This is a genomic window from Pseudoalteromonas amylolytica (genome assembly GCF_001854605.1).
Lineage (GTDB): Bacteria > Pseudomonadota > Gammaproteobacteria > Enterobacterales > Alteromonadaceae > Pseudoalteromonas > Pseudoalteromonas amylolytica.
On the sequence record NZ_MKJU01000006.1, the window covers coordinates 37,654 to 63,459 of the forward strand.

General features: G+C 47.7%; 4 protein-coding genes. All 4 read left to right on the plus strand.

What is annotated here, in order from left to right:
• Positions 1-555 precede the first annotated feature (555 nt).
• From BET10_RS01890 to BET10_RS01905, 4 genes are read left to right on the plus strand one after another with little or no spacing between them, the layout of a single operon-like run.
• Positions 556-12,060 carry a non-ribosomal peptide synthetase gene (locus BET10_RS01890; protein ID WP_070983133.1) on the plus strand — a complete coding sequence of 3,835 codons (11,505 nt, stop codon included), beginning with the start codon at positions 556-558 and terminating at the stop codon, positions 12,058-12,060.
• Positions 12,057-16,559, plus strand: a complete 4,503-nt coding sequence (locus BET10_RS01895) for a MupA/Atu3671 family FMN-dependent luciferase-like monooxygenase (protein WP_070983134.1) — start codon at positions 12,057-12,059, stop codon at positions 16,557-16,559. Before BET10_RS01890 ends, BET10_RS01895 begins: the two co-directional genes overlap by 4 nt.
• Entirely contained in the window at positions 16,549-22,779 is a 6,231-nt protein-coding gene (locus BET10_RS01900; protein WP_070983135.1) for a hybrid non-ribosomal peptide synthetase/type I polyketide synthase, read from the plus strand. The genes BET10_RS01895 and BET10_RS01900 overlap by 11 nt, the downstream gene beginning before the upstream one ends.
• Positions 22,776-25,802, plus strand: a complete 3,027-nt coding sequence (locus tag BET10_RS01905; RefSeq protein ID WP_070983136.1) for a type I polyketide synthase — start codon at positions 22,776-22,778, stop codon at positions 25,800-25,802. Before BET10_RS01900 ends, BET10_RS01905 begins: the two co-directional genes overlap by 4 nt.
• Positions 25,803-25,806 lie beyond the last annotated feature (4 nt).

A 25,806-nucleotide genomic window follows, 5' to 3' on the forward strand; every position in this document is an offset into this window, starting at 1 on the left:
TAAAGCAGTGTCAGTCGATTTATTTTAACTTCCTAAACACTGCATAATTACCATAAACAATCGCAATAGTTCTTAGTGTGCGCCAACGGCGTATACGGCGGCAATATGGCGTCAAAATCTCACCCTTAACACCTACCTAGTATTTATCCCAGTACTGCTCAATCACCACATCGTAGACAATTTGTTCAAGCATGTATTGATGCACTCCATACATTGCACCTTCTTTTATGAAGCTAGCTCAACTTAGACGGCTTCACTTATTGAATAAGGATAAAGAAAGGTGTGAGCACTTACTTACGTAAGTGTTGGGAGAGTTTCAATATGACTGCAAACCTTATCTTTAAAGCAAGTAAGTAACGCTGAAGGCAAGGGGAGCGCTTTGGTTCGTTGGCATCATTTTTTTGAAAAATGAGGCGGTAAATAGAGTGCTAATTGTGTGCGGCTTTTATGACTTAGGTACCAGCATTAAATGTGATGCAGCGGTGCTTTAGAGCGACACCTAAACACATGGTTAGTGAACAAGTTCTAATAAAACAATAATAAGGGAAGCAATATATGCCTGAAGCATTTAGCTTAAGATTGGACAATGAACAGGTGCCATTTAGCAATCTGGTAGAGATTGTACAGTGGCACTTGCAGCGTCATCCAGATCGAGAGGTGTTTCAATTTCTTAAAGACGGTGAAGTTGAGTGTCACCCTGTAAGCTATTTTGAATTAGATCAAAAAGCCAAAGAAATTGCGGTGCAATTGTTGAGTGAAGCTCAGTGTGGAGATAGAGCTCTACTTGTTTTGCAAAATGGAATTGACTTTATTACAGGATTTTTTGGCTGTTTATATGCTGGGATATGCGCCGTACCTGTTTACCCACCTCAAAATCGCCAAGCGTATTTAGAGCGACTAGAGATGATAGCAACGGACTGCCAAGCACGTTTTGTGCTGGGGACCCGTGATTACTTCGACAATGCGCAGTCGCGTTTAGAAGCGTTTGAAACGCTCGGCAAGGCAACAAAAATAGCGGTTGATGAGCGTGAAGAAGATACCTCAGGTTATGTATTACCTGCTCTGAATCAAGACAGCCTAGCCTTTTTACAATACACCTCAGGTTCAACGTCAGCACCGAAAGGTGTGATGGTCACGCATGGCAATCTGATCAACAACATTGCATCGATGCAATCATGTTTTGGTCATGATGAGCAAACGATCATCGCCTCTTGGTTACCCATGTTTCATGATATGGGCTTGATTGGTGCTGTGCTACAGCCGATTTGTATTGGTGGCAAAGTGATTGCCATGACGCCAGCAGCGTTTCTACAAAAGCCCATGCGTTGGTTAGATGCCATTTCAAAGTACCGAGCAACCTCTTCTTTTGCCCCTAACTTTGCCTATGACTTGTGTGTGAGCAAGGCCACAGAGGAAGATCTACAGCGTCTTGACCTATCGACTTGGACCATGGCACTCAATGGTGCCGAACCCATAAAACCTGAAACAGTTAAAGCTTTTGCTAATAAGTTTGCACCATGTGGATTACATGCGAACACGATGTACCCGGGCTATGGTTTAGCTGAGGCGACGCTGTTTGTATCGGGTGCCCAGCGCCTGAGCGCACCGCAGTTTTTAGAGGTTGCAGTCTCTAATTATCAGCACAGAGATTTAGTCAAACCAGTGACAAGCGGCGGCGCAACCAGAGAACTAGTCAGTTCAGGTATCCCTAGTCCTTACAACGATGTAGTCATTGTTGATCCAGAAGATCACAGCCGTTTGGCAGACGGTCAAGTCGGCGAGGTGTGGGTTCGAGGTGAGAACGTGGCATCTGGATATTGGCAGAATGAAGAGAAAACCATTGAAACCTTTAGAGCCACAATCCGCGGCGAAGACGATGTTCATTACATGCGTACCGGTGATTTGGGTTTTATCCACCAGCAGCATCTATTCATTTGCGGTCGTATCAAAGAACTTATCATTATTCGTGGTGCGAACTTCTACCCACAAAACATCGAACAAACATTACAAAACAATATCGATGGCTTAAAACCCAATGGTGGCGCGGCATTTACGATTGAGCATGAAGGTGAAGATGCGCTGGTAATTGTACAAGAAGTTGAAAGAACTTGGCTGAAAAAGGTAGACCCAGAAGCCGTAGCCCAGCAAGCGCGCGCTTTGATTGCCAGTGAGTATGGCTTGTCGCTACACGCGTTTGTCATGATCCGTCCGATGACCCTACCAAAAACATCCTCAGGGAAAATACAACGTGCTCGTGCCAAGCAATACTTTGCAAGCGGCGAACTTAAGGTGGTATCAGAAACTATCTTTACAGCGGCTTCTAAAAACAGTGAATCAGCGCATACGCTTGATATTAAGTCATTCGGCCTCAGCTCTGAACTTGCTGATGTGGTGTTGGGTTTAGCGCTACTGATCGCACACAAGGCTAAACTACCCGTTGCACAACTGGATATTGAACAATCGATTATTCTCACCGGCTTGGACTCAATTACTCTGAACAGCCTAGTGGCAACGGTTAAAAATGTATTTGGTGTGACCTTATCACTTGGTGAGTTGTTGCAATCGAGTTCGCTACTGGATATCGCACAAAACATCGTTGAGCAAAGACAAGATGGTCAAAGCGCACCGTTGCTTGCGCTAAAGCAGCACAATTACTCGCAGCACGATGCATTTGACCTCAGCGTTAACCAAATGCAGATGTGGTTATTGCACCAAAAAACGCCTCATAGTGCGGCGTACAATGTGCCTATGTGCTTACAAGGCCAGTTTGACAAGGTACAACTTGAGCTGGCGCTTACAAATATGCTTGACGCAAACCCTATTTTGCGTACGCATATCTCGTTTAATGCTCAACAAAACAAGTGGCAGCAGCGCATTTTACCTATGCCAGAAGTGACATTGATTGAGCACAGTGAAGTGTTAGCATCAGCTGAACTGGCGCGAAGCACAATTGCTGAAGCTGCACAGCAACCTTTTGATTTAGAACATGAGCCTTGCTATCGCTTTGAGCTGTTCCCGCTTGAAGATGGTAGCCAGTGTCTATTATTGACCTTCCACCACATGGTGGTTGATTTAACCTCAATGCTGGGATTAACCAAGGCTCTGTTGGCACAGCTTAGCGGTCAGGGTGTAGCACCACTGAACACGAGCGCCAGTTACCAAGACTTCATCGCATGGCAGTGTGAACAAGGGGAATCAGAAAAGGGCCAAAACGCTGCCCGTTACTGGCAAGAAAAGCTCGCCGCTGATTTACCTGCATTGCAATGGCCAATGCGAAATAGCCAGCCACAAATGACTCCAGGACAAGGTACGTCATTTGAGTTTGCAAGCGACTTTAGTTCGGCTGAGTTGAGCCAAGCATGTAAGCAGTTGGGGTGTACACAAAACAGCTTTATTTTTAGTGCATACCAGTTGTTCTTGACTAAATTGTGCCACGAACGCCAATTTGCAGTAGGTATTTTGAATACGGGGCGTATTGCGCCAGAGTTCCTTGATTGCACGGGGTACTTTGTTGAGCCACAAGTGTTTTTAGCCAATGTTGGTCTGAATGCTTCATTCTGTGAGTTGGTTGCGCAGACGCAACAACAGCTCTTTACTATGGTTGAACATGCGGGTAGTTCGTTACAAAGCATGTTGGCGCAGGAAAGCAAGCATGAGCAATCGTTACAAACCTTGTTTACCTTCTATCCGCATCAAGCACATGCCATTGCACCGTTTAATGCAGCTATGGAGCCTCGTGTTATTAGTGGCTGTGAAGCTTATCAACATATTCCTTTGCCTTCTTTAGGGGCGCAGTTCGATTTATCACTGATAGCAGCCGATGACGGCGAGCAGTTACAGTTCAGATTTGAATATCACAATGAGCTGTTCAACGAGCAACATATTGCTAAGTTTGCTGAGTTTTTCAGTCATGTGATGGGCACTTTGGTTAAACAGCCAAACTTGCGCTCAGAGCAGCTTGCCTTACAACCAACGCAAGCCCATGACCACGCATGCTTGCAAGCCAGCTTTACGACCAAGGACTTTGCTCAGCAGGGCCATGTGCATGAGCTGTTCACCAAGCAAGCACAGCGAAATCCAGATGCAATAGCCTGTCGTTTTGGCAATGAGTCTTTACGTTACAGCGAGCTTGAGGCCAAGGCCAATGGCTTAGCTAAGTTACTGATTGAGAAAACCAATCATCAGGACCCAGTGGGTATTTATGCCGAGCGTTCGTTGGAGCTTGTAGTTGCGATTGTGGCCTGTTTAAAGGCGGGTTGTCCTTATGTACCTATCGATCCAACTCAACCTGACGAACGTGTAGCAACAATCATTGATACCGCAAAAATTGCACTGCTGCTGAGCAATCAGCCACAGCTGCCGTGTGATGTGCAAAATATCACGCTGGACGTTACCCAGATTGACTCATTGGATGCCGATGCAGTGCCAGTACGTACAATTACAGAGCGCGACCTTGCTTATATCATCTTTACTTCAGGGTCCACGGGTACTCCCAAAGGGGTAATGAATAATCATGGCGCAATTCGCAACCGTGTACTGTGGATGCAAGACGAGTATCAGGTTACACACGACGATGTGATCTTACAAAAAACCCCTTATACCTTTGATGTATCGGTGTGGGAATTCTTGCTACCTCTGATCAGCGGTGCAACCTTGGTATTGGCAAAGCCACAAGGACACAAAGACAGTGATTACTTGAGTGATTTAATCGCACAGCAAGGTGTCACTTTATTACACTTTGTACCATCGATGTTAGAGGTGTATCTGGGTAATCCAAATACCCAATTGGCAAGTGTTAGGGATGTCTTTTGTAGTGGTGAAGCCTTGTCGGTCGATTTGCAAAACCGCTTCTTTACTCGCTTTGCTCACAGTCGGTTGCACAATCTTTATGGCCCAACTGAAGCGGCTATTGACGTGACATACTGGCAGTGTGATCCACACTCGCAAAGTGCATTCGTGCCAATCGGTCGCGCTATCGACAATATCCAGCTTTATGTATTGGACGCTGAGTTACAACCCGTACCAGCAGGTTGTTTAGGGGAGCTTTACATTGGCGGAATTGGCTTAGCCAATGGCTATGTGAATCAGCCAGAGCTGACAGCTAACACCTTTATTGATAATCCCTTTGTTGCGCAAGCCGATGCCAAAATGTATCGCACTGGCGATCTCGTTCGTTACGAGAAAAACGGCGTGATTGAATATGTAGGACGTACAGATTCACAGGTAAAAGTGCGTGGTTTTAGAATCGAGTTAGGCGATATTGACGCGCATCTGCTGGCGATTGACCAAGTGCTGGAAGCGGTCACGATAGTGGTGGGTGAAGGCTCGGACAAACAACTAGCGTCTTATGTGGTGCTAAATAGTGAACTTGATAGCGACCACATCAAAGCCATGTTGGGTGCAACACTGCCACAGTATATGGTACCAACTTACATCACGGTCATGGATACCATGCCAATCAATGCGAATGGCAAATTAGACCGCAAAGCCTTGCCTGCACCTCAATTGACACTCAATGAAAGCGACTATGTTGCACCTGAGTCTGAACATGAGCAGCAACTGGCCAATATCTGGGCGCAAGTACTGAACCTTGATGTGAGCGCTATCAGCCGTACGCATAACTTTTTTGACTTAGGTGGCCATTCATTAGCCGCTGCAAAGGTTGCAACACTGGCTAAGCTAACGATGCGCAACGTATTTGACGCGCCAGTTTTAGCACAGCAAGCGCAATACTTAGACGTTCAGGCGACTGACGTACAAGCACCTATCACAAAAATTGAGCGAGATAGCGAACGCTTTGCGCTATCACCTGCGCAGTCACGTCTTTGGTTCCTTAACCAGTTCCAAGATTTGGGGGGCGCATACAATATTCCTACTGTGCTGCAGTTAACAGGTCAGCTGGATGAAAAGGCTTTACTGAGTAGCATTGAGCAGGTGGTCGCGCGCCACGAAATCCTTCGCACTTGTTACGCAAGTGAAGACAATGTGCCTTATCAATATGTTGTACAAGATATCAAATTTGCCGTTGAGCAGCTTGATTGGAGCAGCATGAACGATGCGCAGCGTGATGACGCCAGAGCACAGTTTATGGCGCAACATGCACAAAGCGCCTTTGACCTTGCCACTGAATTACCGATTAGAGTCGCACTTATCAAAGAGCAAGCGAATTGCTACACGCTTTGTATTTGTTTGCACCATATTTCTGCCGATGGCGTCTCGTTAGCGCTACTATTGCAGCAGATCAGTGCATATTACATGCAGCAAGAGTGCGACTTAGAAGCGCCACAGTTACAGTATTTAGATTACTGCCAATGGCAAGCGAAGCGCTTATCAGACGAAGCGTTTACAGCCCAACAGCTAACGTTTTGGACCAAGCAGTTACAAGGTCTCAAGCCTTTATTGCCACTACCAACGGACCGTCCAAGACCAGCTCAGCAAACGACTGCGGGTGAATGTGTAGCGCTGAACTTTGATAACGAAGTAGTTGCTAAGCTACAGCGCATTGCCACCGAGCACAATGCTAGCTTGTACATGGTGTTAATGAGCGCTTACAAACTGTTGCTATCAATCTACAGTAAAGAGCAAGACATTGCTGTTGGTACACCAGTATTGGGTCGTGGTCATACACAACTAGATGATGTATTCGGGTTCTTTGCTAACACCGTGGTGCTACGTAATGAGATTGACAGTAATGCAACGTTTGCACAGTTGCTGGCACAAGTAAAAGAAACCACGTTGGCGGCCTTTGAGCATCAGGATTTACCGCTGGATATGCTTATTGAAGCATTGCAAATACCACGTAGTTCCAGCTACAGCCCATTATTCCAAGTGATGTTTAGCCTAGAGCAACAGCAAGATGTAGGGCCTTTATTTGGTCAGCAGTTAAAAGTAGCGCGCGTATCTCGATTGCATCAGGTTGCTAAATTTGACCTATCAATGATGCTAGAGCAGCACAATGCGGGTGTATCGGGTTATTTAGAGTTCAATACAGACTTATTTGACAAGCACACCATTGCGCAATTTGCTAAGCACTTTACTGCTTTGCTGGGTGCGATTTCGACCCGCTATGACCTTGATAAGGTGGCGTTGAAAGAGCTGAACTATCTGCAACAGCCTGAGCTTGAGCTTTTAGCGCAGATGAGCGAGGGGCCTGCGGCGGTATTTAGCAGTGTGACCGAACAATTTGACCAGCAAGTTGCTTGTCATCCAAATAAAGTCGCCGTGTCATGTGGTGACTCCAGCATGACCTATCAACAACTGGCAGAGCGTGCCAATCAGATTGCCAATGTACTGATAGATAAAAATATCACAGGTGCAGTAGGGGTTAGCCTGAAGCCGAGTTGCGAAGCTGTTGTGGCGTTACTGGCAGTGCTAAAAGCGGGCGCACATTATGTGCCGTTGGATAGCCAGCTACCAGCTCAACGCATGGACCATATCGTCAACGAAAGCGCAATGTCACATGTGTTGGTGGATGACGCTAGCGAACAGGCATTTTCTGAGCGCAACGTTATCAACGTGCATCAGGTTTCAACGCAAGTTTCTGTTGAACTTAAATCTAGCAATTGCGCTGATGACCTTGCCTATTTGATGTTTACCTCGGGATCAACGGGCGCACCAAAAGGGATCACTATCCGTCATGGCAGCATCACTCGTTTGGTTAAAGATGCCAGCTACGTTGAGCTGAATGAGCATACGGTGATGCTGCAGGCTGCTTCGTTGTCTTTTGATGCTGCAACATTTGAGATCTGGGGCGCATTGCTCAACGGCGGACGCTTAGTGGTGCACAATGATGACGTAGTGTCTTGTCAATCATTGCAAGCGCTGAATGAAGTAAATACCGCATGGCTCACGGCGTCGCTTTTCCATCAATTGGTTGATGAAAATCCTCATTGTTTGGCATCGCTTAAGCAATTGCTAGTCGGTGGTGATGTGGTGTCAGCAGAGCATGTTGCCAAAGCCTACGCCAGTAATCCAAATATTCAAATCATTAATGGCTATGGCCCTACCGAGTCAACCACTTTTGCCGCAACACATCGCATTCACGCCGAGTCTATCGCTTGTCCACGCGGCAGCATTGCAATCGGTAAGCCGATTAACGGGACTCAGCTGTATGTATTGGATGCGCACCAGCGTCCTGTACCGTTCAATGTTGCGGGCGAGTTGTACATCGGTGGTTTGGGTTTAGCGACGGGCTACATCAATCAGCCACAACTAAATGAGGCGCAATTTGTTGAGTGCGCGCCATTGGGTGGACAGCCACAACGCTTGTATCGCTCGGGGGATTTAGTGCGCCGTTTACCAAGTGGTGACATTGAGTTTATTGGCCGTGCCGATGAGCAGGTGAAGCTGCGTGGTTTCCGTATTGAGTTGGCAGAAATTGACGCAGTTTTGGCCGCTTTGGCGAGTGTTGACAACTGTGTCACTGTGCTGGTGGACGATATGCTGGTGAGCTATGTGGTGGCTAAGCAAGGTGTCGAGGCATTGCGTGAGCAGCTACAGCAGGTGCTACCTAGCTACATGGTGCCAACCTTTATCATTGCACTTGATAGCCTGCCGCTGACGCATAACGGCAAGTTAGACCGCAGAGCATTGCCTGATTACAAAACATTTATTCAGGATATGAGTGATGATGCGCCTGTAAGTGAACAAGAATCAGCCCTTGCAGCATTGTGGGCGCAGCTATTGCCGCTTGGGGAGCAAGCGATAGGCCGCAGCAGTGATTTCTTTGCCTTAGGCGGACATTCACTCCTGGCTGCAAAACTGGTTGCCAAATGTAATAAAGAATTGAACATGCAACTGAGTGTGCGCGAGATTTTTGATAATCCGACACTTTCAAGCATGGCTGGCAAGTTACAACCACTGGACAGTGTAACGCCACTAACTAAAGCCGATAGAAAGCAATCGCACGGTTTATCTTATGCGCAATCTCGCTTGTGGTTCCTCTCTTCCATCGACAATGCGGCGGGTGCATACAATGTACCGCTGACGATTAAACTCAGTACCGACACGCACAAGGTGGATGTCTCGCGTTTACGTCAAGCGGTACATAAATTGGTTGCCCGCCATGAGGTGCTGCGTACTGCGTACCGCGCCCAGCAAGGGGTACCTAAACAGGAAGTAATGACCGTCGAAGCGGCTTTGGCGCAGCTAGATATCCCGCTATATCAGGCGCAAGAGCTTGAGCACAGCATTGAGCAATTCATGCATACGTTTAATGGTGCGCTGTTCGATTTAAGCAATGGCTTGCCGATTAGAGCGGCAATTGTACAAGAGTCTGAAGACACACTTTATCTGGCGCTGTGTATTCATCACATTGCCACCGACGGCAGCTCGATGGCGTTGATTGGTCAGGAGTTAGCAGAGCTATATCAACAAGATAAAGCCGAGCTGGCCTATCAATACCTAGACTACAGTCAATGGCAACAAGCGACCTTAGAGCAAGGTAAGGCACAACAGCAACTGGCTTATTGGCAAGCGCAACTCGCTGACTTGCCACCACGGCTCGAGTTGCCAGCGGACTATGCACGTCCAGCTGAGCAATCTTATCAAGGTGCCTGTTTAGAAGTATCACTACCTGAGCAGGTGAGTGCCTCATTAGAGCGTGTAGCGCACAGCCACGGGTGCAGTATGTATATGGTGATGTTGGCTGCATACCAGTTGTTATTGGCTAAATATGCGGGTGAGCAGGATATCGCTGTAGGCACCCCCATTGCGAACCGCCCACTGGCTGAGCTGGAATCAATGGTTGGCTTCTTTGCAAACACTTTGGTGCTGCGCAATCAAGTCAATACAACACACACGTTGCCTCAGTTACTTGAAGCAACACGAAAAACGACGTTATCAGCCTATGCTCACCAAGATTTACCATTTGAATACTTGGTAGAGAAGTTACAGCCACAAAGAAGCTTAAGCTACAGCCCATTGTTCCAAGTGATGTTTAGTTTGGCGCACGATGACCAAAGCGCACTAGAGTTTGCAGGACTTCGAGCGGATAAGCAGCAGTACGCACATCAGGTGTCAAAGTTTGACTTGTCGTTCATGTTGTCACACAACAATGGTGCTATCAGCGGCTACATTGAATATAGCACGGACCTGTATCGCGCCAGCACTATTGCCAGAATGTGGCGTCACTATGTGTGCATTCTAGAGCAGCTAGAATCGGCGTGTGCGCAGCAAAGTACCGTAGGCAGCATCGTATTGGATTATCCACAACAATTGGATAGTCAATATGCACAGCTTAATGGCGTTGTCAGCGAGCAAGCAGCGACACCTGCAATACTCGCAGAGCTATTTGCACAGCAATGCCAGAAAACGCCAAATAAGGTGGCTGTACAAAGTGGTGATGAGCACTTGACCTATGAGGACTTAGCGCAGCAGGTCAATGTGGTTGCTAACCGTATCCTAGCCACTGGGGTTGAAGGTAATCGCCCGGTCGCGGTGTACTTAACTAGAAGCATTGACCTGTTGATCACGTTACTTGCCATCCAGCAAGCAGGGGCTTTCTATGTGCCGCTGGATCCAAATTATCCGCCGCAGCGTGTGGCTGATATTTTGGCCGATGCACAGCCTGCCTTGATAGTGACACAACAAGGTTTAGCGCAGCGCTTAGCTGATGTAGATGCGAAGATGCTCTACATAGACGAAGCGATGTATGTGGCTGACTTTACGCCTTGTACTTTACTACCAGCGCCGACGGACACGGCATACGCAATCTACACCTCAGGTTCAACGGGTAAGCCAAAAGGGATAGCCATTAGTCATCACAATGTGGCGGCGCTAATTGACTGGGCGACTCAAGAATTCAGTGCACAGCAGCTTAGCCAGGTGCTTGCGGCGACCTCAATTTGTTTCGACTTATCAGTGTTTGAGATGTTTGTTCCACTGTGTGTTGGTGGTTGCGTGAACATCGTAGACGATGCGTTGGCTTTAGCTAATGGCCAAGACTACAGCGGCCTGACGCTTATCAATACCGTGCCTTCGGCCATGACCGCGTTATTGAGCTTAAACAAGCTACCTACATCGGTGAGCACCATTAACTTGGCGGGTGAACCTTTGGCCCGAGAACTGGTAGATGCGCTTTATGAACGTGCGCATGTGGAATGTGTATACAACCTCTACGGGCCATCAGAAGACACTACTTACAGCACCTATGTATTAGTACCTAAAAACCAAAAGGCTAAGCCAACGATTGGTCGCCCAATCAAAGGCACACAGGCTTATGTGATGGATAGTGAGCACAATCGCTTACCCATCGGGGTAACGGGCGAGCTTTATCTGGCAGGTGACGGGGTAACGCAAGGGTATCTTAATAACCCTGCACAAACACAAGCTGCGTATCTAGAGATAGCGGGGACACGGATGTACAAAACGGGCGACAAAGTTCGCCTACTAGATAGCTATGAACTTGATTATTTAGGCCGTATCGATCACCAAGTGAAACTGCGCGGTTTTAGGATTGAACTGGCGGAAATCGAGCATGTTATCCACGGTATCGATGCAGTGAAACAGTGTGTGGTGGTGGTGAATCAGCAACAGGCACAACAACCTCAGTTGGTTGCCTTTGTAACACTGCACGATGATGTGTCCGATGCAACACAGGTTAGTAAACGTATAGCAGTGCACACGGCAGCTTGCTTACCGGATTACATGCAGCCTGCACATATCGCAACCTTAAGCGAATTGCCAATGTTGCCCAATGGCAAGATTGCTCGCGGACAGCTTGCCCAGCAACCAATAGATATTGTTAACAACAGCTCAGGTGAACGTCCAAGCACGGAGTCTGGAGTGCAGCTAGCGGCACTGTGGGCCGAGTTGATAGGCAGCGATGATGTCTATCTATCAGACCACTTTTTCGAACTTGGCGGTCACTCTTTACTTGCTGCGCAGTTGGTCAGCCGAGTGGAAGAGCTATTTGCCGTACAACTAACCATAAAAGATGTTTTTCAGCATCCAACATTACAAGCACAAATCGATCTTATCGCACTCCTCAAAGCCTCTATGGATGTTCATTCACAAGCATGTTTAGACGACGAGGTGGAACAACAGGAAGGTAGTATATGAGTATTAATCAGCTATTAAACGAGCTCACGCAGCGCGGTATCAAGCTGTGGGTTGAAGGTGACAAGCTGCGATTCAAGGGCCCTTCGGATGGTCTTGATGATGCACTTAAAGAGAAACTGGTCGCGTTCAAACCTGAGCTAATGAACTTGTTATCAAGACAAGCACAATCGGCAGCATCAAAGAGCAACAACGAGTTAGTTATTGATAAAAGTGCACTCTCGTTCACGCAGCAGCGATTGTTGTTCATGAATGACATGCTAGGTGCTTCAGCGTCTTATAACTTACCAAGTGCCTATCGCCTTGAAGGACAAGTTGATGTTGCGCGACTCAAGCAAGCTTGGCAGCAATTAACGCAGCGTCATGAAGCCCTACGTACCGCTTTTGTTAAACAAGAAGGTGAGTACAAAGCACAGGTTCAAGATGCCGTACAAGTACACTTTATCGTCGAAGATTGCACCCAAGATGCAGCAAGAGTTGAGCAAGTTAAACAGATGGCGACAAATCATGTGTTTGATTTATCAAATGGTCCTTTGGCTGTTATGACCTTGATACAAACAGGGCCTGCCAGTCATATCTTGCTACTTAACATGCATCATATTGTGACCGATGGCTGGTCGAATGGTGTGCTTTGGCGCGATTTCTGGCGGCTATACCATGGTGACGATAGTTTGGCTGAGAGCCCCGTTGCAGCAAGTTACGCTGACTTTGTGGCTTGGCAAATGGATTGGTTACAAAGCCCTCAGTTTGAGCAACAGCAGCAATTTTGGTTGCAGTATCTACAAGACGCGAATACATCGCTGGACTTACCACTGGATTTTGCACGCCCTGCAACACCGGATTATTGCGGTAAAGTGGTGCCGTTTGAACTCAGTGCTGACACTGCTGATAAGTTGGCTCGTTTTAATCAGCGCCATGGTTCATCGGCGTTTATTACGCTCCTTTCATCGCTGTTTTTGCTGCTTGGTAAATATACTGGGCAAACAGACATCTGTATTGGCACCTCTGTTGCGAACCGTAAAAAGACCGATTGGGAGTCAGTCATCGGCTTTTTCTCAAACGTAATTGTGCTTAGAGGTCAGCTTGAAAATGAGCAAAGCTTGGCACAGCTTACCCTAGCTGTGCGCGATAGCGTGCTTAACGCGTTTGAACACCAGGACTTTCCATTTGAGAAAATTGTAGAGAAGCTACATCCAGAAAGAAGCCTGAGCACCAACCCGCTGTTTCAAGTGATGTTTAACTATGAGCAAGAGGAAGCGGGCGATAACACGTCTGAAGCGGACTTGGCCATCAACGCTGAGGCGTTAACACAAGAGGTTTCTAAGTTTGACCTCACAGTAACGGTTAAGCGTCAGGGCGACAAGTTATACGGTGGTATTGAGTATGCTACGGCATTGTTCAAGCACGATACGGTTGAACGCTTGGCACAGCTATACAGCCAAGTATTGTCACAGTTGCTAGACAACGATGCTCAGCGTTATGCCGATTTAAGCCCATTAAGCGAGGACGTCCAGCAACACATACTGTCAGATTTTAATGGCCCAGATCTAGAGTTTGACCGCCACACCACGATAGAGCAGGTGATCACCGCTAAAGCGCTAGAAATGGGTGACGCGCAGGCGCTACAAGACCACCAGCAGAGTTTAAGTTACAACGAACTGATGCAGCGCGTATCTGTGATGACTCAAAGCTTGTTGTCTCACGGCGTTAAAAAAGGACAGTTTGTCGGTATCGCACTTGATAGAAGTGTTTCTATGGTGGTTGCGATGCTTGCCGTAATGCGTTGTGGCGCGGCTTATATCCCTATTGATGTGAACTTCCCAGCCACTCGTAAACAGCAAATTTGCGACGATGCTCAACCGGCTTGTGTGATCACCGCGCAAAAGGATGAAGTTGAGGTTTATTGGTCTTGTCCTACCTTGGCATTGAGCGATGTGGATTGGCAGGCACTGCCGAGCAACATTGAAGCGATGCGACCAGAGGTCGACGGTGAAGATTTGGCCTACATGATTTATACCTCGGGCTCAACGGGTAAACCAAAAGGCGTTATGGTGAGCCATGCCAATGCTATTAATCTATTCTGTGGTTTAGATCAGTCACTTGCTAAGACTTTTGATAAGGTGGAAGGGCAACCTGTTTTTCGTGCCTTGACCAGTATTTCGTTTGATATTTCGGTGCTGGAACTGTTTTGGACATTAGCCAATGGTTTCAAGGTTATCATAGAGCAAGACCACTTTACCTCGTTAGCTCAGCAAAGTACGGCCAAGCGTAAGACGACGCAAATCAATCAGGCGGCAAAAGCACTTGATTTCAGCATGTTCTACTTCGCGTCAGATCAAACCACAGAGCAAGGCAAGTATCGTCTGTTAACAGAAGGAGCCAAGTTCGCTGACAACAGTGGTATGAGCGCGGTCTGGATCCCAGAGCGTCACTTCCATGAGTTTGGTGGGCAGTTTGCAAACCCCTCGGTTGCAGCGGCCGCAGTCAGTATGATCACCAACAATATTGAGATCCGCTCTGGTAGCTGTGTGCTACCTCTACACGATCCAATTCGTGTTGCAGAAGAATGGTCTATGGTTGACAACCTCTCTAATGGCCGTGCTGCAATGGCGGTGGCATCGGGTTGGCACTTCAATGATTTTGTGCTCCAGCCAGATAATTTTGCCGAGCGCCATCAAAAACTAAAAGAGGGTATTGAAACGGTTAGGCACCTTTGGCAAGGCGGTGAGATCACCCGAATTAATGGTAAAGGCACTGAATCTCAAATAAAAATTCATCCAAAGCCGATCCGTAAGGCATTACCTATGTGGATCACCGCGGCAGCAAACCCAGAGACTTTCCGTTATGCCGGAGAAATCGGTGCTAACGTGCTGACCCACTTTTTGGGGCAAAGTCGCGAAGAGTTAGCAGAAAAAATCGCCATTTATCGTCAAGCACGTGAGGAGCATGGTTTTGACCCTAAAGCCGGTAAGGTGACGCTGATGTTACATACCTTCTTGTCTGACGATCATGATGCGGCTATGAAATCCATCGAAACACCGTTTAAGAACTATCTAAGAACGTCACTGAACCTGCTACTTCCTGTGGCGGAAAAAACTGGACTGGATACCAAAGAAGACTTAGAAGCCGTGGTAGAGGCAGGATTCCAGCGTTATGCCAAACACAGCGCTTTATTTGGTTCACCAGAGTCCAATATCGAGATGCTCAACGAACTGGGTAATATCGGGGTCGACGAAATCGGTTGTCTTATCGACTTTGGTGTAAAGGAAGATGAGGTTATTGATAGCTTTACACACATCAAACGCTTGATGAGCATGCTTCGTAACAGCAGTGATAATTCGGTGGCGCTATCAAATGACGAAGCGACACATATCCAGTGTACGCCTTCGTATGCGCAGTTGTTACTTGAATCCGAGTCGACGCGTGCCAGTTTATCCAACATTCAGGGTTTCTTGGTTGGTGGGGAGGCGTTGACGGCCGATCTTGCTCAGCAAATCCAGCAAGTCATCCCTGGTAAGCTGTTCAATATGTATGGACCAACGGAAACCACGGTCTGGTCGGCGGTCAGTGAAGTACAGGGTAAGGATGTCAGTATCGGCTTACCTATCGCAAATACCCAAATGTATGTGTTGGATAAAGCGCTTAAGCCGGTGCCATTTGGCGTGGCTGGCGACTTATACATTGCCGGTGATGGCGTAACTAAGGGCTACTGGTGTCGTCCAGAGCTTACCAAAGAGCAGTTTATTCTTAATCCATTCTCAGACTCAGGCAAACATGACTTGTATCGCACGGGCGATGTGGTGCGCCGCAACCCTAATGGCACACTGACTTTTGTTGGTCGAGCGGATAATCAGGTCAAAGTACGAGGCTATCGCATCGAATTGGATGAGATAACTAAGCGACTGAACGATCAGGCTGATGTTGCACAGGCATTTGTACGTGTTCATCGCGCCGAAGGTCAAGAAGCAAAAATCTTGGCTTATGTACTACCGCAACTGGGTCAAACGATTAGTCGTGAAGCGTTAATGACAGCACTTGGTGCCAGTCTACCTGATTACATGATGCCTTCGGCCTTGTTTGTCCTTGAGCAACTTCCTTATACCCCAAATGGCAAGGTAGATATTAAAGCCTTACCAACACAAATACAGGCGTCGCCAGCGAAGCTGGTGCCGGTTGCAAATGACACCGAATTCAAGATGGCTGAGATCTGGAAAGCGCTACTTAACCTTGAGCAGGTAAGCACCAAAGAAAGCTTCTTTGAATTGGGCGGCCACTCACTGTTGCTGGGCAAAATGCAGCAACAAATCAAAGCCGTCTTTGATGTCACGATAGAACTTGTTGATTTGTTTAAGTACCCAAGCATTTCAGCGTTGGCAGAGCGAATTTCAGCTGAAAAAGGCTCAAGCCAACAACACACGAAGCGGAGCGGTCGCAAGGTAAACCGTTCATCTATTAATCATTTCAGAAATAACATGAGACAGAGAAATCAACGTGGAAAATAACAACAATATAGCACCGAACCAAATCGCGATCGTTGGCATGGCAGGTCGATTCCCTTCTGCAACGAGCGTAGATGAATATTGGCAGAACCTAGTCGCTGGTAAGCAGTCATCAACAGAGTTAACGGACGAGGAGTTACGTAACTCGGGCGTGCCAGAGGAGCTAATCGCGGATCCAAATTTTGTGAAGAAGTCTTATATCGTCGATGCGGTAGATAAGTTTGACGCGAACTTCTTCGGCTTTACGGCCCGAGATGCACAGATAACCGATCCGCAACAACGTATGCTACTTGAATGCAGTTACGAAGCGCTTGAACATGCAGGTTACAGTAATGAGAAATACGATGGTTTAGTTGGCGTCTATGCGGGCGTAGGCCCGATGGCTTACTACATCCGTAATTTACTCCCAAATAGAACCTTGCTGGACTCGGTAGGCACGCTACGAATGTCTATTGGTAATGAGAAAAGCTTTGCAGCGACTATGGTGTCATACAAGCTTAATCTCAGAGGCCCAAGTATCAACGTTGATACCGCTTGCTCTACTTCGCTGGTGGCGATTCACCAAGCGTGTCAGAGCTTGTTGTCATACGAATGTGATATGGCACTGGCCGGCGGCGTGTGTTTGGATACACCGCAGAAAATCGGTATGCACTACACCGAAGGCAGTATTATCTCTCCTGATGGCAGCTGTAAGCCATTCGATGAAGATGCCAAGGGCACAGTGAAAGGCAATGGTGCGGGGCTGCTGGTACTGAAACGATTAGAAGATGCACTCGAAGATGGTGATACCATTTATGCGGTCGTAAAAGGTTCCGCGGTAAATAATGACGGCGCATTCAAGGTGGGGTATACCGCATCAAGCGTTGAAGGCCAGGTGGATGTAATAAGCGAAGCCTTAGCGCGTGCCGACATTGACCCAAGCAGTATGCGTTTCGTGGAAGCACACGGTACGGGCACCATTTTAGGTGACCCAATCGAAGTGAAGGCACTGAGCGAAGTTTACAGCAACTATACAGACAACAAGCAATTCTGTGCCATTGGCTCGGTAAAAGCCAATGTTGGGCACCTAGACATTGCGGCAGGTGTAGCTGGCGTGATTAAGTCATCAATGGCGATTCACACTAAAACCTTGCCAAAGAATATCAACTTTACGGCACCGAACCCTAATATTGACTTTGATAATAGTCCGTTCTTTGTCAACACCGACAACCTATCACTACAAAGCGACACCGAGATTGTTGCTGCGGTCAGTTCATTTGGTATTGGTGGCTCTAACGCACACCTTATCTTAGGCGAGGCTCCTCAGTTGGTCAGTGATGAGGCTAATCGTCCACAACAGTTGATTGTTGCCTCTGCGAAAACCCCTCAATCACTGGATATGCAGCTCAACAAGATTGCCCAGTACTTAACTGATACAGTCGATGTGAATCTGGCTGACTTTGCTTACACCATGCAAGTGGGTCGTAATGAATACGAACATCGCGCAGTGGTTGTAGGCAGCAGTGCAGAGCAAGTTGCAGAGGCGATTTCGCAAGGCGCAAGTCAAGTCATCACGTCGCACAATGACAATGAAGATGCCAATGTTTACTTCATGTTCCCAGGTCAAGGCGCACAACACGTCGGCATGGCCAAGTCACTGTACCAACAAGAAGTGCAGTTTAAATCAGTCGTGGATGAGTGTGCGACTTTGTTTGAACAGCACTTAGGCTTTGATATTCGTAGCTACCTATTTGCACAGGATAACGATGCAGATCTGACTTCAACCTTATTATCACAAACGGCACTATTCACCATCGAGTATGCGATGGCTAAATTATGGCAAGCCAATGGTATTGAGGCGACAGCAATGATTGGTCATAGCTTGGGCGAATACGTTGCAGCTTGTTTAGCTGGGGTATTTAGCCTTGAAGATGCCATTAAGCTCGTTGCGGCGCGTGCATCACTGATGAATAAAGTGGCACCGGGTTCAATGTTAATGATCCAACAAGGTGAAGCGCAGGTTCGTGATTACTTGAACGAACAAATTTGCCTTGCAGCCGTCAATGGCGAAGCCATCTCGGTGGTTTCAGGCCAGAGTGACGCAATCAGCGCGTTACAGGCGCAGCTACAAGGACAAAATGTGGATTGTCGTATTCTACACACCTCACATGCATTCCACTCACATATGCTTGACCCAATTCTTGGTGAGTTTAAACAAGTGCTTGATGGCATTGCATTTAACGCGCCAGTTCAGCCGTTTATTTCAAATGTGACGGGGGATTGGATTGAAGTGTCTCAGGCGACATCAGCTAACTATTGGGTTAATCATTTACGTGGCACCGTGCAGTTTGCTAATGGTTTGAATACGATTCTACAAGATAGCAAAGCGGTACTGCTAGAAGTGGGCCCAGGTCAGGTGCTATCAACTCTGGCAAAACGCAGCTTCCAAGTTAAAAACAGTATCGCCAGTGCACGTCACGCAAAAGATCAGCGCTGTGATGTAGACACATGGTTACGCGCGTTTGGTGCACTATGGCAAGCGGGCGTCGCTGTAGATTGGAGCTTATTACACCAAGGCTCTTTCCGTCGCCGTATTGCAGCACCAACCTATCAATTTGATAAGCAAAGCTACTGGGTTGGTAACGACGCGCAAACAACACAAGAAGTTGCCGTGACTGAGTCAAGCGCTGCTGGGACTGAGCAACAACCAAGTTTGGATGCAGGTATTGATGCCATCGTTGCCCGCATCTGGCAAGACGCGTTTGGTATCGATAAGGTGGATTTAAGCGAGAACTTCTTCCAACTTGGCGGCGATTCGTTGTTGGCAACTCAGTTGTTGTCTCGTGTGCGCCAAGAGCTAGATGTGCAAGTGACCCTCAGTGAACTATTTGAATCAACCGACTTAGCGGATTTCATCGCGATTGTACAAGGGCATGCAGGTGAGGACGAAGCAAGTAAAGCAAGTAACCTGAAGATCTCAGTCGTTGAGCCTGATTTTGAAAATCGTTACCAACCGTTCCCACTAACTGATATCCAGCAAGCATATTGGGTTGGGCGTAGCAGCGCAGTTGAGTTGGGTGATGTGTCCACCACGATTTATCTAGAAGTCGAAATCAAAGCGGGCGAAATAGCCAAGTTTGAACGTTCATGGAACCGATTGATTGAGCAGCACGAAATGCTCAGAGCCATTTTCTTAGACAGTGGTGAGCAGCAAATTCTACCGGCTGTGCCTGAGTATAAGTTTGACATCATTGATGTATCTAACTGTGACGAGTCGTCTGCTGAGGCGCAGGCCATGGCGCTACGTGAAAAAATGTCGCATCAGGTGTTACCGTGTGCCACGTGGCCGCTATTTGATATCAAAGCCGTTCAATACAGTGAACAGTCATTCCGCCTATGTATCAATATTGATGTGTTGATTGTTGATGCGTGGAGCATGAACATGATCATTGAGCAGTGGTTACAGTTGTACCATAAGCCAGAAACATCGCTGCCAAAATTGGACTTTTCGTTCCGCGATTATGTGATAGCAGAACACGCTCTAAGAGAAACAGAAGCATACTACCAAAGTGAGCAGTACTGGTTCGACCGTATAGATTCATTACCGAATGCACCTAAGCTGCCCATGGTGACATCTCCTACCGCAGTGAAAGACGCCAAATTTGAGCGCTTTAACTACGATATGGAAGCCACTCGTTGGAAGCGTTTGAAACAAAAGGCGCTAGCCAACGGCGTTACACCAAATAGTGTGTTGATCAGTGCATTCTCAGAAGTGCTATCGATGTGGTGTGAGAACAGCCATTTCTCCCTATGCCTAACCAACTACAACAGGCATCCATTCCATGCTCAGGTTGATGACATTACTGGGGACTTCACCTCATTGACCATCCTTGAGATAGACAATCAGCTAGAAACGCCATTTATTGACCGAGTGGGGGCAACACAAACGCGCCTATGGAAAGACCTAGATAATCGTCTCGTCAGTGCGGTGCATGTGCTGCGTGAAATGAGCAAACGTCGCAATGAACGCGTGATGTTACCTGTGGTATTCACCAGTACTTTGGGCGGCCGAGAGCTTGAACACGAGCAGACACAAGAAGATTTTGCGCAAGAAGGCTATGGCCTGAGTCAGTCATCACAAGTATGGCTGGATCACCAAGTACTTGAGTGGCAAGGCATGTTGCGATTCAACTGGGATAGCGTTGCATCGTTATTCCCACAAGGGATGATCAAGAGCATGTTTGACACCTATTGTGCCCTGCTAGAGCAATTGGTCGACAGTGATGATATTTGGCATGCCGTGACACCGATTCGTCAGTCTGAAATTGCTCCGCCAATGGAATGTAAGCAGTTTGAAGATCATATTTTACACCATGGCCTTCAGCGCTTAGCGACAACCCATGGCGAGTCATTCGCAGTGGCCTCGGCTGGAGATGAGTTGAGCTATGCACAGTTAGATAACGTTGCGGATCACATTGCCAGTCGAGTCCATGAGCTGGGCGTGGAAAAAGAAGAGTTGGTGGCCGTGATTATGCCTAAAGGTTGGCAACAAGTTGCAGCAACACACGGAATTTTACGAGCAGGTGGCGCGTACTTACCAATCGACCCTGAGTGGCCGACGCAAAGACAGCAAGACTTGATTGAAACGACCAATGCCAAGGTGTTGATCACGCACCCAGAGTATGAGCAGCACTTTAGTGCGTGGCCGGTATCGGTAATTGGCGTTGATTCACAATGGCAACACAGCAAACCTGCGCAGTTGGTGAATGTTGATGTGCAACCTGAGGATTTGGCATATGTGATTTTCACATCAGGTTCAACAGGTAAGCCCAAGGGCGTAATGATTGACCACCGTGGTGCCATGAACACCATTTGTGACATAAACGAGCGCTTCAATGTGACTGCCAAGGACCGCATCTTTGGTTTGTCAGCACTGAGTTTTGACCTGTCAGTATACGACAACTTTGGCCCTTACTTTGTGGGAGCAGGGCTCGTTATCCCAGCGGGTGAGCAAATCAAAGACCCAAGCGGGTGGAATGGACTCCTTACTCAGTACGATGTCAGTGTGTGGAACACCGTGCCTGCGCTTTTCCAAATTCTAGCTGAATATCAGGAGCACAAAGGGGTGAACTTCCCAGCTTTACGTCTGGCAATGCTCAGCGGTGACTGGATCCCATTAAACCTGCCCACGGATGCCCGAGAAAAGCTCAATGACAAGTTAGAGATCATTAGCTTAGGTGGGGCGACCGAGTGTTCTATCTGGTCGGTATTCTATCCGATTGATGAAGTAAAACCCGAGTGGAAGAGCATTCCTTATGGTGTGGGCTTAACCAACCAGCGCTTGTACGTACTCAATAAACAACTAGACGAATGTCCTGTGGGTGTGACGGGTGATATTTACATTGCGGGTGTGGGCCTTGCGCTTGGTTATTACAAAGATGAAGAAAAAACCAATGCTCACTTCATCGTTCATCCAACGACGGGGGAGAGACTCTACCGTACTGGCGACTGCGGTAAATACTTCGCTGATGGCTGTATCGAGTTCTTAGGTCGTAACGACAATCAAGTGAAAGTAAATGGCTACCGCATCGAACTGGGCGAAATCGAATCCGCGATTCGAGACTGTGGGCTATTTGATGATGTTGTGGTGGTGGCACAAGGCAGTAATAAGCCGGGTGCACAGACCAGTACGCGTCTTATCGCTTACTTATTAACAAGTACAGATAGCGCCTCGGGTGGTGTTGCCAACGCCGAAGCACAATTGGTATCGCAACTTGCGGACAAGATCCCAAGTTACATGATCCCAAATGCGTACGTCACGATGGATAAACTGCCGCTCACAGCGAATGGCAAAGTAGATAGAAAAGCGCTGGTAAGTCAGGAGATCAAGGTGACTTATACCCGCGAGAAGATTGCAGCTAAGAACGATACCGAGCGCCGTATTGCAGGTATCTGGGCAAGCGTACTGGGCTTTGATGACTTCAGTACCGACGACAACTTCTTCGAAATTGGTGGGGATTCAGTCTCAATCTTGAAGGTACACCAGCAGTTAGTGAAAGAGTTTGGTTCAGGCCTGACAGTAGTGGAGATGTTTAAGCATCCAAAAATTGTCGCCTTAGCCCAATTTATCGACACCCTTGCGCCAGTAGCACGTTCTAAAGAAGACCTAAAAGCAAAGGCAAACAAACAAAAAGCCGCCCTTGGTAGAAAACGCGGTGCCTCAAAAAGGAGAGTGAACTCATGAGTCAATACAAATTAAATACAACTAACAATGATGAACAGGCATTGCCTGAAGAAGTAGCTGTAGCAGTAATTGGCATGGCGGGGCAGTTTCCTGGCGCTGAGAATGTTGACGAGTTTTGGGACAACCTCTCAAAAGGGGTTGAGTCTATCGCCCGCTTATCGGATGACGATTTACGCCGATGTGGCATAAGTGATGAGTTGTTGAACAATAAATCCTATGTAAAAGCAGGGGCTTATTTAAAAAATTCAGACATGTTTGACCCTGAGTTTTTTGATATGACGCCTAAAGAGGCAGAGATCACTGACCCACAACACCGTGTGTTGCTTGAGTGTGCACATGACGCAATGAGTGATGCAGGATATGTGGGTGAGCATTACGATGGTGCGGTATCTGTGTACGCGGGGATTGGTGTTGACACCTACCTGCTTGGCAACATCATGACTAACCCACAAATTCTTAATGAGATGGGGATGTATCAGTTAGTACTGGGCAACGATAAGTGCTATGCGGTATCGCGCATCTCTTACAAATTGAATTTGACCGGTGCGTCTTTGCTAGTCGACACCTCTTGCTCAACCAGTTTGGTGTCTGTTGTGATGGCATATAAGAGCCTACTGAGTTACGACTGCGACATGGCGTTAGCGGGTGGTGCTAAAGTCAACGCATCTGAGGTTGGTTACCTGTATGAACCTGGCAGTGTGAACTCACCAGATGGCCATTGTCGTGCGTTTGATGCTGAGGCTTCGGGCACCGTATTTGGTAATGGTGTGGGTCTGTTATTGATGAAGCGCCTAGAGGATGCCATTGAAGACAAAGACAACATCATTGGCATTATTCGTGGTGGCGCTATCAACAATGATGGCTCCGACAAAGTCGGCTTTACCGCGCCAAGTGTTGGTAAGCAGCGTGACGTGATAGAACAGGCATTGGAATTCTCAGAGGTGCCAGCACAATCTATCTCTTACATTGAAGCCCATGGTACAGGTACACGCTTAGGAGATCCGGTTGAAATTGGTGCGCTTAATGAAGCCTTTGCCGATTGCCCAGCGCAAAGCTGTTATATCGGTTCGGTAAAAACCAATGTGGGCCACCTAGAAACTGCGGCGGGTGTGACTGGGGTGATTAAAACTCTGTTGTCGATGAAAAATGACACATTACCAGCGACACTCAATTACCAGACGCCTAACCCTGCTATCAATATTGAGCAAACACCGTTCAAAGTGGTGGCACAGAACACGCCTTGGGCGCGCACCGAGAGTCCTAGACGCGCCTGTGTGAGCTCATTTGGTATTGGCGGCACCAACGCCCATGTAATTTTGGAAGAGCCACCTGCACGTGAGTACCCAACGGAGCCTGGCAGTGAGCTGTTGTTGCTTTCGGCAAAATGTGCCAATGCACTAAAGCAGTCACAACAGAATCTGAGCGCTGCACTACCAGATGTACCATCGTTACAAGATGCGGCGTATACCTTGGCAGTAGGGCGTAAGGCTTATGCGCATCGTAGCTATGCTGCGGTCAATGACAAAGGCTCGGTCACGTTTGCACCAGCCAATGAACTGACAAAATCGGTCAGTAAAGTGGCTTGGGTCGTACCGGGTCAAGGCACTCAATATGTGGGGATGTCTCTCGACTTACACCAACGTTTTGAGGTGTTCAGAAACACATTTGAGCAGTGTTGCGAGCTTATTGTACGCCAAGGCGGTCAAGATATCCGTGCGCTTTTGCTGGCAGAAACACCAGAGCAACAGATGCAAGCGCAGATCACACAAACTGATTACGCTCAGCCTGCGATTTTTGTGCATGCCTATGCGATGGCAAAACAACTACAAGCGATGGGAATTGAGCCTGAGCTTATGTTGGGTCACAGCTTGGGTGAGTATGTGGTGGCCTGCTTAGCGGGTGTAATGAGCCTTGAAGATGCCATTAAGCTAGTACTGACACGTGCACAATTGATGAACAAGGTTGAGCGCGGCGCGATGTTATCAATTAGTGCGTCATTGGATGTGGTTCAAAGTGTGTTGGCTCAGGCAGAAACTCAGCAGATAGATATTTGCGCCATCAACAGTGGCAAGTCCATTGTGGTAGGCGGTACACATGACGCGATTGATGCGCTATCGAGCCTGTTACAAGACAAGCAAATTGACAACCGTAAGCTGGTGACATCACACGCATTTCACAGCCACATGCTCGAGCCTGTGCTGGGAGAGTTTGAAGCGGCGGTTAGCAATATTACCTTCTGTGCTCCACAGATGGACTATGTATCAAGCTTAAATGGCCAACTGGTTAATGCACAGATGGTGTGTGAGCCACAGTACTGGGTGCAGCATCTACGCCAAACGGTGCAGTTTGGTAATGCAGTGAATACGTTAATCGGCGAGGGCGTGGATTGTGTCTTTGACCTCGGGCCTTCAAATACCGCAGCCATGCTGGTACGCGATAACGTGACCAGTACTTGTGCGATTATCCATTGCGCGCCAAACGTCAAACAAAAAACAGCGGCAGATTTGGTGCTACTTGAAGCTATTGGTAAGTACTGGAGCTTAGGCGGCAACATTGATTGGCATGACTTCTACGCCGAGCGTGATTGCTACCGTACCTCGTTACCTGGTTATCCATACCAAAAACGTCGTTGTTGGATTGACCCAATTCATACCCAAGCGACGCCTGTGGCTGCACAGCAACCAACACCTGAGCATGAAGTCGTAGCAACAACGCCTCAAAGCAGCGACGAACAAGGTGCGCCACGCAATGCAACTGAAACCATGATTGTAAAAATCTGGCAGCAGCTTCTGGGTGTGGAGTCTATCGCTATCACAGATAACTTTTTCGACTTAGGTGGACAGTCGTTACTGGCCTCTCGCGTGATCAGTTGTATCTATGAAGAGACAGGCCTAGAGGTGGATGTGAGCGCCGTATTTGAATCACCAACCGTAGAGGCATTGGCCTCAGTAATCGTTGAGCAACAGCTCAGCTCAACAGACAGCGATGAACTAGAACGCTTGTTACTTGAACTAGAAGAGTAAACCC